Origin of the sequence: Aminiphilus circumscriptus DSM 16581, assembly GCF_000526375.1 — a bacterium.
Taxonomy (GTDB): Bacteria; Synergistota; Synergistia; order Synergistales; family Aminiphilaceae; genus Aminiphilus; species Aminiphilus circumscriptus.
The window spans coordinates 263862-278346 of record NZ_JAFY01000007.1; the positions used below are offsets into that span (position 1 = coordinate 263862).

General features: G+C 62.0%; 10 protein-coding genes and 1 tRNA gene. All 11 read left to right on the forward strand.

Annotated features, from left to right (window positions below; translation table 11 throughout):
* Positions 1–14: 14 nt before the first annotated feature.
* Positions 15–1946 (forward strand): TIGR03960 family B12-binding radical SAM protein, encoded by a 1932-nt coding sequence (locus K349_RS0111930; RefSeq protein WP_029166010.1) that lies wholly within the window; start codon positions 15–17, stop codon positions 1944–1946.
* Positions 1946–2593 (forward strand): TIGR03936 family radical SAM-associated protein, encoded by a 648-nt coding sequence (locus K349_RS18165; RefSeq protein ID WP_157367387.1) that lies wholly within the window; start codon positions 1946–1948, stop codon positions 2591–2593. The genes K349_RS0111930 and K349_RS18165 overlap by 1 nt, the downstream gene beginning before the upstream one ends.
* Positions 2590–4086, forward strand: a complete 1497-nt coding sequence (locus tag K349_RS0111940) for an Rne/Rng family ribonuclease (protein ID WP_029166012.1) — start codon at positions 2590–2592, stop codon at positions 4084–4086. The genes K349_RS18165 and K349_RS0111940 overlap by 4 nt, the downstream gene beginning before the upstream one ends.
* Complete coding sequence (gene smc / locus K349_RS0111945; protein ID WP_029166013.1) at positions 4061–7501, forward strand: chromosome segregation protein SMC; 3441 nt, start codon at positions 4061–4063, stop codon at positions 7499–7501. Before K349_RS0111940 ends, smc begins: the two co-directional genes overlap by 26 nt.
* Positions 7501–8241: a tRNA1(Val) (adenine(37)-N6)-methyltransferase gene (locus tag K349_RS0111950; RefSeq protein WP_029166014.1), complete on the forward strand. Its 741-nt coding sequence runs from the start codon at positions 7501–7503 to the stop codon at positions 8239–8241. Before smc ends, K349_RS0111950 begins: the two co-directional genes overlap by 1 nt.
* Entirely contained in the window at positions 8199–9074 is an 876-nt protein-coding gene (gene rsmI / locus K349_RS0111955) for a 16S rRNA (cytidine(1402)-2'-O)-methyltransferase (protein WP_245588051.1), read from the forward strand. The genes K349_RS0111950 and rsmI overlap by 43 nt, the downstream gene beginning before the upstream one ends.
* Positions 9075–9086: 12 nt before the next feature.
* A complete protein-coding gene (gene metG / locus K349_RS0111960; RefSeq protein WP_029166016.1) occupies positions 9087–11018 on the forward strand; it encodes a methionine--tRNA ligase in 1932 nt (643 codons plus the stop codon).
* A gap of 18 nt (positions 11019–11036) precedes the next feature.
* Positions 11037–11834 (forward strand): TatD family hydrolase, encoded by a 798-nt coding sequence (locus K349_RS0111965; protein WP_029166017.1) that lies wholly within the window; start codon positions 11037–11039, stop codon positions 11832–11834.
* Positions 11831–13033 (forward strand): tRNA guanosine(34) transglycosylase Tgt, encoded by a 1203-nt coding sequence (gene tgt / locus K349_RS0111970; protein ID WP_029166018.1) that lies wholly within the window; start codon positions 11831–11833, stop codon positions 13031–13033. The genes K349_RS0111965 and tgt overlap by 4 nt, the downstream gene beginning before the upstream one ends.
* Complete coding sequence (locus K349_RS0111975; RefSeq protein ID WP_029166019.1) at positions 13030–14013, forward strand: L-threonylcarbamoyladenylate synthase; 984 nt, start codon at positions 13030–13032, stop codon at positions 14011–14013. Before tgt ends, K349_RS0111975 begins: the two co-directional genes overlap by 4 nt.
* 334 nt (positions 14014–14347) lie before the next feature.
* Positions 14348–14434: transfer RNA gene (locus K349_RS0111985), tRNA-Leu, on the forward strand.
* The last annotated feature ends 51 nt before the right edge of the window (positions 14435–14485 follow it).

Genomic DNA, 14485 nt, shown 5'->3' on the forward strand with positions numbered 1-14485 from the left:
GAGGAGATGTGTTCATGGTTTTTTCGGAAGAATCGGATGAGTTGTGGCGGATTCTTGCCAGAGTAAGAAAACCCTCTCGATACACGGGAGGCGAATGGGGTGCCCGGATCCCTTCGAAGACCTCCGGGGAACTGCTTCGGCTCTGTCTCGCCTTTCCCGATGTGTACGAGGTCGGAATGAGCTATGTGGGATTCCAGATCCTTTATGCTCTGGCGAAAGCGCTCCCCGGGGTCGGAGTGGAGCGTTGCTATTGTCCGTGGACGGATATGGAACGGGAACTCGTCGCCTCGGGCAGGCCACTTTTCTCGCTGGAGGGGTGCCGTCCCCTGAAGGAGTTCCATGTCCTCGGTTTCACGCTTCAGTACGAGTTGACCTACACGAACGTCCTCACCATGCTTCACCTCGGTGGCATTCCTCTGCGGAGTGCGGAGCGGGGTGAGGATGATCCTCTCGTTGTGGCCGGTGGTCCCGGGGCGCTTACGCCGGAGCCCATGTCTCCTTTCATCGACGCCTTCTGCGTGGGTGACGGGGAAATACTCCTCCCGGAGATTCTCGAATGCCTTCGTGCCGTGAAAGGCGCGTCACGAGAGGAACGTCTGCGGCAGCTCGCCGCCGTCCCCGGTGTCTATGTTCCCGCCTTCGTCACCTACACTCCGGGTCCTTCCGGGTTTTTCGTCTCCGGCGGCAGCACCCCTCTCCCCGTGGAACGCCGTTTTGTCCCAGACCTCGACAAGGTTTTCGCTCCGGAGACGATGGTGGTTCCCTCCACGGAAATCGTGCATGATCGTGCAGTGGTGGAGGTTTTTCGGGGGTGTACCCGGGGGTGTCGATTCTGCCAGGCCGGCATGGTTCACCGTCCTCTCCGGGAGCGCGCCCCCGGGTCGGTGGAACATCTCGTGGAAAAACTGCTCGATGCGTCGGGATATGAAGAAGCGGGGCTCATGTCTCTCGCCACCTGCGATTACTCGTATCTCTCCGCTGTCCTGGACCGGCTCGGCCCTCTCCTGAAGGGGCGCCATACCTCCCTCAGCCTGCCGAGCCTTCGGATGGACGCATTTTCCGTGGCCCTCGCGGATTCGCTGGAGCCACTGCGACGGGGTGGATTGACCTTCGCCCCCGAGGCGGGAACGGCGCGTCTTCGGGCGGTCATCAACAAGGGAATCAGCGAGGAAGACATGGAGAACACCGTGGACGAGACGTTTCGTCGGGGATGGGAGCGGGTGAAGCTCTATTTCATGATGGGGCTTCCCACCGAGACGATGGAGGACCTGGAGGGCATTCTCTCCGTCTCGAAACGCCTCCTCGCCATCGGCAGACGGCACACGAAGCGCGCCCAGATGGTGATCTCCGTGGCGGGGTTCGTTCCCAAGGCGCACACGCCGTTCCAGTGGGATTCCCAGGCCAGCATGGAGGAACTGCGGGAGAAGGGGCGCTTTCTCAAATCAAGAACGACGGACAAACGCATCACGCTCTCCTATCACGAACCGGAGCAGACCTTTCTGGAGGGAGTGCTTGGCCGGGGGGACTCTCGGCTTGGTGATGTGGTGGAGCGGGCGTGGCAGCTCGGCGCTCGATTCGACGGATGGGGAGAGTCCTTCGATTTCGGAATCTGGCGGCGCGCCTTCGAGGAGACCGGTGTGGATCCTTTTCCCGTCGTATTGCGGGAACGGGGGCAAAACGAGCCTTTTCCGTGGGATCACATCCGTTCCGGCGTACGCCGGGAGTTTCTCTGGAAAGAGAGGGAGCGGAGCAGGAAGGCGCTGCTCACGCCGGATTGTCGCGGGGCATGCACCGGATGCGGGTTCGAGCGGCACTGTCTCCGTTCCCGGGGCGTCGCTGGGGAACCCTTGGATGGTGATTGCGTGAAGGGAAGCTCGTGTGACTGTCCTCTTCCGGTGTCTTCCGGGCCTTCTTCGGAGATCCCGCAGGAAAAGGGGAGTGCGTGATGCGGCTGCGTTTTCTCTTTTCGAAGCGAGGTCGCGCCGCCTTTCTGCCTCACGTGGAGCTTCCCAAAGTCTTTGCCCGGTCGCTTCGCCGTGCGGGTGTACTCTTGCACTATACCGAAGGGTTTTCGCCTCGCCCGAAGATCAGTCTGGGACCGGCGCTCCCCATGGGGGTGCCGGCTCTTGCGGAACCCGGCGAGATATGGGTGGAGAGATGGAGTCAGGAAACTCAGGATCGCTGGAAGAACTGTCTGCCCGAGGGAGTGTCCGTTCTCGCCGTGCAGGAAGTTTCCGGTTCGGCGTTGCATACGCTGTGCGAACTCGCCGCCTATCGACTTCGTCTCCGGGACCCCGAGCGGCTCGACGAGGCGGAGCGCCTTCTCCAAAGCGGCGAAAGCGGTCTTGGTGCGTTGAAAGGGTGCTGTCGAAAAGAGGAGGCGCTTTTTTTCAGCGTGGAAACTCCCGAGAAGGGCGTGGGCAATCTCGTAAAAGCTCTGGTCGGCGCGGAGATCACCGCAGGGTGGGATGATCTGTTTCTCCTCCGCCTCTGCGTGGGGCGGAGCGGAGGCGACTCTGTGCCCTCCGACTTCGGCGAAGCATGTGGTATACCGTTCCCCTTTCCTCTTGTGAACGTAGGAGGCGCCCCATGAACATCATTCGAAAGATCATCGCCAATACCATAGACCCCGAGGAGACGAGAGTCGCCATCGTGGAAGAGGGGCGATTGGCGGAGATGTTCGTGGAACGCATGTGGGAGCGGCAGCGAACCGGCGAAATCTACAAGGCCAGGGTGGACAGCGTACTTCCGGGAATGCATTCCGCTTTTCTGAACCTTGGGGACGGAAGAAACGCGTTCCTTTACCTTGCCGACGCAAGGGGAATCACGGTGAAGCCCAACGGAGAGCTGTTGGTGCAGGTGATCAAGTCCGCCAGAAAGGGAAAGGGAGCTCGGGTGACCCCACGCATCTCGCTTCCCGGAAGATATCTGGTGCTCGTTCCCGGAGGGCACGAGGTCGGGGTTTCCCGACGGATTTTCGACGAGGACGAACGGAAGCGTCTTCGCCGTGTCGCTAGGTCTCTTCGCCCGGAAGGTGTGGGCATCATCGTCCGTACCGTCGCGGAAGGCATGGATGACGAGGCGCTTCGGCGCGATCTGGAGGAGCTGCTCGTTTTCTGGCAGGAGATCGAGCACAACGCGAAAAAGCAGAGCGCTCCCTGTCTCCTGTATCGAGATCTGGGACTTCTCGGAAGGGTCCTGCGCGATGAACTCACGGAAGAGGTGAGCGAGATCGTGGTGGACTGCGAAGAGGAAGCGGAGCGCATCGGTTCCTACGTGACACGTTTTTCCGGGGAGACGGTTCCGGAAATCAATGTCTACAGGGGAGCGACACCCATCTTCGAGTTCTTCGGAATCGAACGGGAACTCGAAGCGGCTCTGGACCGGAAGATCTGGCTTCCCTCGGGGGCCTATCTCATTGTCGAGCAGACCGAAGCGCTCACGGTGATCGACGTGAACACGGGAAAGTTCACGGGCAAGACGGACCTGCGCTCCACGGTGCTGGAGACGAACCTGGAGGCCGCGGAGGAAATCGCCAGGCTCCTCCGACTGCGTGCGGTGGGGGGGATCGTGGTCATCGATTTCATCGACATGGATCACGAGGAAGATCGACAGACCCTCCTGGACAGGCTGCACGGGGTGTTTCAGCACGACCGCTACCGGGCGAAGGTTTTCGGCGTCACGCAGCTCGGCCTCGTGGAGATCACCCGAAAACGGGCACGTCCCGACCTGCGAAGTACCTTCACGAGAGGATGTCCTTTCTGCGGAGGCAGCGGGTGGGTCCTCAAGGAGGACAGCGTCGCCATGTCCCTGAAGCGCTTTCTGCGCAAGGTGATTTGCTCCAGCAGGTCCGAGGCCATGGTGGTGGAGCTGCACCCCGTGGTGGCCCGTTACGTGGCGGAGACCTACCTGGCCTCATGGGAGGAAGAGTTCGAGCGCAGGCTCTTCCTCGTCGAAGTTCCCGACGTGGCCTGGGAGAAATACCGCATGGAGGCCCAGGGGTCTCTGGAGCAGGTGGAGCATAAGCTCTCTCTCCTGGAGGAGAGGGAGGTCCCTCCGATTGTACATCGCACGACTTCAGCTTAAGGGATTCAAGAGCTTCGGCGGTGTTCACGATCTGCCCATGAGCCCGGGCTTCACCGCCGTGGTGGGACCCAACGGAAGCGGCAAGAGCAATCTCCTTGACGCACTCCGCTGGGTTCTCGGCGACATGAACCCGGGGCGCCTTCGTATTGTACGGCAGAGCGATCTCATTTTCTCGGGAAGCCTTTCCCTTCCCCGGGCGGAAGAAGCGGAGGTGGCCGTGCAGCTCCGGAGCGAGGCGCGTTCCTCCCTTTTTCGCCGAAAAGTGCAACGGGACGGCACGAGCCTTGTTCTCGTCGATGGCGCCCGTGTCCGCCTTCAGGATCTGGATGAGGTGAAGCGTGCCTGGAACCTCGAGGGCGACCGCTTCGCTTTCATCGGCCAGGGGGATGTGACGGAGGTGGTCCAGCAGCGCCCTCTCGCCCGGAGAATGCATCTGGAGGCGCTCTTCGGCATCGATGTGTACCGACGGCGGAGAGATGACGCAGTGGCGAAGCTTCATGCGGCGGGAGCGGAGCTTGCCCGTCTGGAGACGCTCATGGCCGAACTGGAGGCTCGCCGGGTCGTTATCGCCCCGGAGGTGAGAAAAGCCCGGATCGCGTCGACGCTTCGGACCGAACTGGACGAAGCGAGGCGGCTGCTTTACTGGATTCGCCGCGGGGAGGCGGAACGCGAGCGAGAGGAACTCCTCGCCGAAGCGTGTCACATGGAAGAGCGCCGAACGCTCGCTGAAAAATGGCTCGAACGCTGGAGGGCTCTTGAAGAGCGCTTTGTCCGGGAATCGGAGCAGCTTTCCACGGGGGAGAGAGCACTCCTGGAGGAAACGGAACGGATCGCACGGCGGCGCGACGTGCTCCGTCGCCAGGCCTTCGCTTCCGGTACTGCCTTGCGCCATGTCAAGGAGACCCTTGTCCGTTGTTTCGAACAGGAAGCGCGGTCCGAAAAAGCGTTGGCTCTTGCCGAGGAGGAGGCGCTCCTTCGGGCCGCGGCGTTTCAGGATGCCGACGCGGCGTTTGTCCGGGCACTGCAGGAATTGGAGGAGGCCGATGCGGTGTGGCGCCGGCACACCGAGGCACTCGGCGAAGAACGGCTTCTTCGCGAGGAGTTGCGGGCCGGGCTTGCCAGGGTCGACGTGGATCTCTCCGCCTCGAAGGGACGCCTCGGAGCCCTGGGAAAGCGTGTTTGGGAATTGCGGACGTCATGCCTGGAAGAGGAAGAGCGTCTTGCCCTTCTCCAGAAGCAGCGGGATGAAGAACGGCTTCAAGAGGAAGCGTGCCGCCGCGAGCACGAAGAGGCAGTGCTTCGGCACAGCGATGCCTATGCCCTCTGTCAGGAATATGCGGGGGAGCTTCAGTTGCTCCGCCGGGAAACCGGGCGTGCGGCGTCGCGCCTGGAGGAGTACCGCGAGACCGCCCAGGGAGAGCTCTATCCCAGGCCGGTACAGCATCTCGTGGCTGCGGCGAAGCTGGGGAGGCTTTCCGCTCGACCTCTGCCGCTGGTGGAGGCCTTCACCTGTCCATCCAATCTTATCCGTGCCGTGGAGGCCTTTCTTGGAGGACGCCAGTTTTGGCTCCTCGTGGAAACGTTCGATGAAGCTCAGGTATGTATTGAGCAGCTCAAACGGACGGGAAATGGCCGGGCCACCTTTCTTCCCCTGGAACGGACTCATCCCCGCTTTCCTCAGAAGGACCTTACTCTTCCTCGGGGTGTGGTGGGGTGGGCGGTGGAACTCCTGCAGATGGACCCTCACTGGGAATCCTGCGTTCGGCACGTTCTTGGGGACCTTCTCCTGGTGGAGCGCTACGAGGTGGGAGCATCCCTCTCCCGAAGCGGGTGCCGAGTCCCCGTGGCCACTCTCGACGGAGACGTCTTTCTTTCCTCGGGGACGGTGAGCGGCGGTCGCGGCAAAAGTGGTCCCGGTGCCATGGAGTTGCGGCGCCTGATGAGCGAGGCCGAGGCGGAAGTGTCCCGGCTCGAAGCGTCGGCGAAGGAACTTGCCTGGAGTCTCCGGGAGGCCGAGGACAGAGAACGCGCCGCCTCCAAGCGCAAACAGGAGACCGCGGAAGCGTTGGCGGCAAGAGAAAGATTTCTGGAGGAAAAGGAACGTCTTCTCCAATCCGCGCTTCGGGAGAAACTCCACCGGGAAGAGGAGCTTCTCCGAACGAGGGAGTCCCTCCGAGAGGAAGGGCGACGCTATGGAGAGCTTCTGCGGAATTTCCGGGAACTGCAGGAGCGCCTGCAAACCCTGTCCGCCCTTCCGGAGGATCGGGAATTGGAATCCCGCGTGACTGCCCTGCGCGCCACCGCTCGACTGGCGGAGGAGAAACGCCTTGCTGCAAAGGACCTGGCGGAGCGGACCCGGGCTTCCCTCGGAGATCTTCGGGAAGCGTTGGCCGTCCACGTGCGCGATCGCGAGGAGTTGTCCCGCCAGGGAATCTCCGAGAGGGAAAAACTTGCGCTTCTCGGAAAGGAGTTCCGGGAGTTGCAGCTCCAGGAAGAAGAGCTGGCCTGGCGCCTGCAACGGGAGCGCCTTTCCCTGAATACACTCCATCGGCGACGCGACCGGGCGAGGCGCGGCATCCGAAGCGGCGAGGAGCGCCTGGCGGCGGATCGTGAGCGGGAAATGCGGACACGGCGGCGCATCGAAGATCTTCAGCGCGAGGTGGACGATGCCGTTGCACTCTGGGAGGAACAGTTTCCCTATCCGGGAAATTCCTTTCATGTTCCGTCGGAAGACACGGGTGCCCTTTCTCCCCGGGAGCGCACCGAGGAGCTGCGGAGAACAATCCGGGAGCGGGAAAGAAGCCTCAAGGCCCTGGGGGATGTGGACCTCGGCACTTTGTCCGAGGATCGTTCCCTGGAGGAACGCCTCGCTTTTCTGAAGGAGCAGGTGGGGGACGTGCGCTCCGGCATGGAGGAGCTGCGGCGCTTCCTCGAAGAGACCGACCGCCATGCGGGCGCTCTTTTCTCCAAGGCGCTGGAGGGGATCGATCAGCGGTTCGACGCGCTCTTTCAACGTCTCTTTGGTGGTGGCGAGGCGCGCCTCTCCCTCGCGGAGGGAAGTGAACTCTGGGAGGCGGGCGTGGAGGTCATCGCCCGTCCGCCGGGGAAAAAACCGCAGCATCTCGGTCAGCTTTCCGGCGGCGAACAGTCTCTCACCGCTATTTCCCTTCTCTTTGCCGCCATGGAGATCGCCGGAGTGCCTCTCGCCGTGCTCGACGAAGTGGATGCGGCCCTGGACGAGGTCAATCTCAGGCGCTTTGCGGTGCTGGCCAAGGAATATTCCCGCGCCATCCAGATTGTGGCCATGACGCATCGGCGGTACACCATGGAACAGGCGGACCTGCTCTACGGAGTGACCATGTCCGAGCCGGGCCTTTCCCAGGTGGTGGGAGTCCGGCTGGAGGAGTGGTCCTGATGGAGTTCACGAGAGACGATCTTCTCTGGGGAGAACTCTCCCTTCTCCAGCCGAGAACGGGTCCGAGGGTTACGGTGGACACCATTCTCCTCGCTGCCTTTACCCGGGTGAAAGCGCGCGAACGAGTCCTGGAGCTGGGCAGTGCCTCCGGAGCGGTGTCGCTGCTTCTCGGGTGGCGTTTCCCCGAGGCGGAGGAGATTCTCGGCCTGGAGATCCAGGAGGACCTCGTGTCTCTCGCCGCTCGCAACGCCGCGGAGAATGGTCTCGCTGACCGTGTCCGTTTTCTTGCGGGAGACCTGCGAAGAATGAAAGAACTGCTTCCTCCCGAGAGTCACTCCGTCGTGGTGGCCAACCCTCCCTACGACGAGGAGGGAATGGGCCGTCCGAGCCCTGTCCGGTCCGAGGCCATGGCACGGCACGGGCTCTGCTGCACTCTGGAGGATGTCGTCTCCGGAGCGCGATGGGTGCTCCCCACAGGTGGTCGTTTCTACGTGGTCATCCGCGCTCACCGGGGTGCGGAACTGCTTGGAAGACTTCGGGAGAACGGGCTCGAACCGAAACGTCTCCGTTCCGTTCACCCGAGGCCGGAAAAGAATGCCTTTCTTCTGCTCGTGCAGAGCACCAAAGGAGCCGGGATGGGGCTCGTCGTCGAGCCACCCCTCTTCGTGGCGGACGAGAAGGGGGCGACATCGGCGGAATGCCTGCGGGCCTACTCGAAGGAGGGATTGTCCTGCCCCTGATCGTCGTTCCAACCCCCATCGGCAACCTGGAGGACATCACCCTTCGGGCGCTTCGGGTGCTCCGGGAATGTGATCTCGTCGCCTGTGAGGACACGAGGCGGACTCTCATTCTGCTGCGGCGGTACGCCATCAGGAAGCCCATGCTTTCCTGCCATGAGCACAACGAGCGGGCCCGCACGGAAAAAGTGCTCGCCCTCCTCGAAGAGGGGAAAACGGTAGCCCTCGTCTCCGACGCGGGAACGCCTGGAATTTCCGATCCGGGAACGATCCTTCTCGCCGAGGCGCTGTCCCGCGGGTTTGACGTGGATGTTCTCCCGGGGGCCACTGCACTGATTCCGGCCCTCCTGCTGTCGGGGCTGGTCCCGTCGCCCTTCGCCTTCCTCGGGTTTCTTCCGGACCGGGAGGGGGAGCGCGTCGCCTTTCTCGGTACACTGCGACAATGTCCCTGGACGCTGGTGTTCTATCTGTCTCCACACAAGGCGGCGGCGCATCTCGCGTCGGTTCGCGACGTGCTGGGAAATCGCTCGGTTTCGGTAGTGCGGGAGATCAGCAAAATCCATCAGGAGGTCTTTCGGGGCAGTGCGGAGGAGGCTCTCGAAAGAGCAGAGGAAGGAATGCTTCGGGGCGAACTGGTTCTTCTCGTGGAAGGAGCGGTGGCGGCAGAGGGTGCCGACGAAGAAATTCCCTGGGAGGAGGATGCGCAAAATCTCCAGGGGCGGGGGCTTCCTCTCCGGGAGGTTGCCAACTTCATCCATGAACGGTATGGTATTCCGAAAAACGTCGTCAAGGACCGGCTCCTCCGCGCTGCGCGGAGGGAACGGGATTTATCGTAAGGGGGTTCTCACATGTCACGGAAACCATTTTACGTCACCACACCCATTTATTACGTGAACGACGTGCCTCACATCGGGCATGCCTATACGACCATCGCTGCGGATGTCATGACCCGCTACCGGAGAATGTGCGGTTTCGACACCTTTTTCCTCACGGGCACGGACGAGCACGGCCAGAAGATTCAGCGCGCCGCCGCCGCCAAGGGGCTCACCGCCCAGGAACTGGCGGATCGCACCGTGGTGAACTTTCAGGAACTCTGGAAAGCCCTCGGCGTGAGCAACGACGATTTCATCCGAACCACCGAGGAGCGCCATCGAAAGGTGGTACAGTACATCTTTGCGACTCTCCTCGCCAAGGGGGACATCTATAAGGGATCCTACGAGGGATGGTATTGCGTTCCCTGCGAGACCTATGTCCCGGAGTCCCAGATGGGAGAGGAGAGGACCTGTCCCGATTGCGGCAGGAAACTGGAGATGATGACCGAGGAGAGCTATTTCTTCCGTATGTCCCGTTATGCGGAGCCCCTTTTGGCCTACTACGAGGCGAACGGGGAAGCGATCCTGCCCAAGGGACGCTACAACGAGATTCTCAGCTTTCTTCGGGGAGGCCTGCGGGATCAATCCATCTCCCGAACGACCATCAGCTGGGGCATTCCCGTTCCGGGTGACGAAAAACATGTGGTCTACGTCTGGTTCGATGCGCTCATCAACTATCTCGCCGCCGTGGGCTATCCCGAGGAGAACGCGCCCTGGAAAAAATACTGGCCCGTGGTTCACCATCTCGTCGGCAAGGACATCATCCGCTTCCATTCCGTGGTGTGGCCCGCCATGCTTCTCGCCCTCGGCGTGAACCCGCCGAAACTTGTCTTCGCCCACGGCTGGTGGACCGTGGAGGGGGAGAAGATGTCCAAATCGAAGGGAAACGTGGTGGATCCCTTCGAGATGGTGGAGCTGTACGGTCGGGATTCTTTCCGCTACTTCCTGCTTCGGGAGGTTCCCTTCGGCTTGGACGGGGATTTCTCCGAACTCGCCCTTGTGCAGCGGCGGAACGCGGATCTCGCCAACGATCTGGGAAATCTGCTGAACCGAACGCTCCAGATGGTGGAACGCTATTGCGGCGGAACGATTCCTGCCGCGGGGACCGAAACGGAGCTGGAAAGAGACCTTGTGGAACTTGTCGCCGCGACACGTCGGGATGTGGATTCCTGCATGGATCGCTATGCCTTCGATGAGGCCCTCAAGAGCATCTGGATTCTTGTTGGAAGAGGAAACAAGTACATCGACGACACCATGCCTTGGAAGCTGGGCAAGGAGGAGAACACGGAGCGCCTCGGCACGGTGCTCAACACGCTCTGTCGCGTGCTTCGTACCGTAGCGTATCTCGTGGCTCCCTTCATCCCCGATTCCGCGGCGCGCATGGTGGATCAGCTCGGCCTGGACGCGGAGATCATCGCGAGGGGCGAGGGCATTCCCGAATGGACCGAGGACCTCTCGGGTGTGTCCGTGCATCGGGGGGATATCCTCTTTCCCCGCATCGACCTGAAGGAGTGGGAGGCGGCGAAGGCCGAGCGGGAAGCCCGGAAGGGCATGCTTCCCGATCCCGGCGATCACGAACCGGAGATCGAGGTGGAACAGTTCCGGAACTGCGAGTTCCGGGTCGCTTCGGTGCTTGCGGTGGAGCCCGTTCCGAAGGCGGACAAGCTTTATAAACTCGAACTCGACCTGGGATACGAACGACGGACCATCGTCTCGGGCATCCGGGAGTTCTATGCTCCGGAGGAGCTTGTGGGGCGGAAGATCATCGTTCTCTGCAATCTCAAACCCGCCAAGCTGCGGGGCGTGGTGAGCAACGGCATGCTCCTCGCCGCGGAGACCGCCGACGGCAAGGGACTCGCGCTTCTCACGGTGGATCGGGACATCGCGCCGGGGTCGCGCATTCATTAGAAGATCTGGAGGATTCTCGTGCACAAGGACTCTCTTGCGGATACCCATTGTCATCTGGATATGGAGCAGTTTGGGGAGGATCTGGAGACGGTGTTGGACCGGGCGGCGGAGGCGGGCCTTCGCCGCCTTCTCGTGGTGGGGGCCGACGAAACATCGAGCTTCGTCGCGCACCGTCTTGCCCTGGACTATGCCGCCCGGGGCGTTTTTGCCGCGGTGGGTGTCCATCCTCACGATGCATCCACTGCGGCGGAGGGGCTTTCGGCGGAACTGCGCGATCTGGCGAACGCACCCTGCGTGGCGGCCATCGGGGAGACGGGACTGGACTACCACTACGATCACTCCCCCCGGGACGTGCAGCGCCGCGTCTTTGCGGACCATGTCGCCTGGGCGGTCGAGGCGGAAAAACCCCTTGTGGTGCACATCCGGGAGGCCTACGGCGATGCGCTCGCGCTTTTGCGCACCGAGGGCGCGTCCCGTTGCGGCGGCGTGATTCATTGTTTTTCAGGAACCTGGGAGGACGCGAAGGCGGCACTGGATCTGGGATTCTACGTCTCCTTCGCTGGGCCGGTGACATTCCCCCGAAGCACCGAATTGCGGGAGATCTCCGGACGGATTCCGGCGGACCGGATTCTCTGCGAGACCGATGCTCCCTATCTCGCGCCTCAGCCCTTTCGGGGCAGGAGAAACGAGCCCGCCTACGTGCGGTTCGTCTATGAAACCATCGCGGACGTGCGAAAGACTACTTTCGAGGCGTTGGCCGAACAGATCTGGAAAAACGCGGAAACCCTGTTCCGTTGGAAGGGAGGCATCTCGTGACGCAGGTCTCGGAGAAACGCTTTCGCGTCATCGCCACCTGTCCTGTTACGGGGGCGAGAGCGGGAGAGCTGTACACCTCCCACGGTGTGGTGGAGACGCCGGTGTTCATGCCTGTGGGAACCCAGGCGACGGTGAAGGCCATGGCTCCCTTCGAGCTGGTGGAGATGGGGACGTCCATTCTCCTGGGCAACACCTACCATCTTTCCCTGCGCCCCGGAGAAGATCTCGTCGCCGAGGCGGGGGGACTGCACCGCTTCATGGGATGGAACCGCGCCATCCTCACCGACAGCGGCGGATTTCAAGTCTTTTCCCTGGCGGCGTCGCGGAAGGTCTCCGACGAGGGCGTCGCTTTCCGCTCCCATCTCGACGGCAGCCTCCACTTTCTGTCTCCCGAGCGTTCCGTCGCGATTCAGGAGCAGCTCGGCAGCGACATCGCCATGTGTTTCGATGAATGTGTTCCCTATCCTTCCTCGCCGGAATCTTCCCTGCGGGCGGTGGAGCGGACGCTGGCATGGGCGCGCCGCTGCCGGAAGGCGCACGCGAGGAAGGACCAGCTCCTCTTCGGCATCGTTCAGGGATCGGTCTACGCGGAACAGCGCATCGACTGCGCTCGCCGTCTCGCGGAAATGGACTTCCCCGGGCTCGCCATCGGAGGACTCTCCGTTGGGGAACCTCACGGGGAGATGTACCGCATTCTCGACGCCGTGATGCCCTTCATGCCGGCGGCACTTCCGCGCTATCTCATGGGGGTTGGCTATCCTCCGAACCTCGTGGAGGGAGTTGCCCGGGGAGTGGACATGTTCGACTGCGTGCTGCCGACCCGCAACGGACGAAACGGGACGGTCTTCACCTCCGAAGGGCGCCTGAACATCAAAAATCTGGAGTTCTCCCGGGATTTCTCTCCCCTTGACCCGGAATGCGACTGCCACGTCTGCCGGACCTACACCAGGGCCTATCTGCGCCATCTCTACAAGGCAGGGGAGATACTCTCCTCCCGTCTCTGCACGTGGCACAATATCCATTTCCTGCTGCGGCTCATGCGACGCATGCGCGGCGCGATTCTCGACGGCACGTTTCCCGAGTTTCGGCGCAAATTTTTCTCCTGCTTCAATGACGAGACGAGGGCCGAACTCCGCCTCGGAAAAGGAGGAAAACGCCGGAAGGAAGAGGAGAACGCAGAGGGGAGCGCGTCGTCATGACAATCCGTTTTCGCCTCGATCCGGAAAAGCCCGACGAGCGCGCCCTCGCCGTGGCGGGCAGAGTGCTTCGGTCGGGGCGCCTCGTGGCCTTCCCTACGGAGACAGTCTACGGTCTCGGCGCGAATGCGCTTTCCGCGGAGGCGGTGGCGCGCATTTTCGTCGCCAAGGGAAGGCCCGCGGACAATCCGCTCATCGTTCACGTGGCATCCGTGGAGGATGTGCGGCAGGTGGCCCGCATGGACCATCGGGCGGAGGCCCTGTTCCGCAGATTCGCACCCGGACCTCTCACGCTGGTTCTTCCCGCACGGGAAGACGTTCCGGAGAATGTCCGTGCTTCGCTGCCCACCGTGGCGGTACGCATTCCCGCCCATCCCGTGGCCTTGGGACTCCTTCGGCATTGCGGATGCCCCGTGGCCGCTCCCAGTGCAAATTCGAGCGGCAGGCCGAGTCCCACCACGGCGGAAGCCGTTGCGGACGACCTCGGAAATGCTCCGGCGGTGCTTCTCGACGGTGGTTCCACGGCACTTGGAGTGGAATCGACCGTGGTGGACGCCGTTTCGGAGACACTCACTCTTCTCCGTCCCGGAGGCCTTCCCCTGGAGGAACTGGAAGCCGTCGCGGGGAAGGTTCTCCTCCCCGAAACCGCCCAGTTGCTCGCCCACTCCCCCGGGACGCGGCATCGGCATTACGCGCCGACGCTTCCTCTTTTTCTCTGGGAAGAGGACGGTCGGGTCTGGACGGAGGTTGCGGCTCTCGCGCAGCCGGAGGAGATCGGATACGTGGGACTGCGGGAACCTCCCTTTCCGTGTGGTGCCATGCGACGTTTTCCCCATGAGGATGCCTATGCGGCAGGCCTCTTTGCGACGCTTCGCGATCTGGAAAAATGTAATCTTCGGATCCTCGTGGCGGATATGCCCTCCTCTTTTCGCATTGGAAGAGCACTCCGAGATCGTCTTCGCCGGGCTGCGCAGCTTTCCTGAATCGCTCGGAGGGAGGAAGGTGTTTCGGCGGAAGCGAATGCCCCTTTTTTTCTCAAGGAGCCTCTGAATAAGGCTGCGTCAGCCCCGAAAGTGCCTCGCAGAGCCTGATGCGACCCGAGTCAAGGGAAAGCGAAAGATCTTTATTCAGAGTTTCCTCAAAACTTCTAGATGGGGGCGGAACGGAACAGAGCTGTCGAAAGGTGGGTTTCCCGCGGTTTCGGAAGAAACTCCTCATAACAGGAGTCTTTCTCCTGGCGGGTCATGCTTGTCGGTTTCCGAGCTTGCAATTTTTCTCCGCCGTTGCTACAATCATCGCCGTCACGAATTCGTCAGCGTCGGGGTGGCGGAACTGGTAGACGCGCTAGACTCAGGATCTAGTGGGCGCAAGCCTGTGGGGGTTCAAATCCCCCCCTCGACACCAGCCTGAAAACTCCCTCGTAAAAAGAGAGTGGAGTATATGGAAGGGGGCATC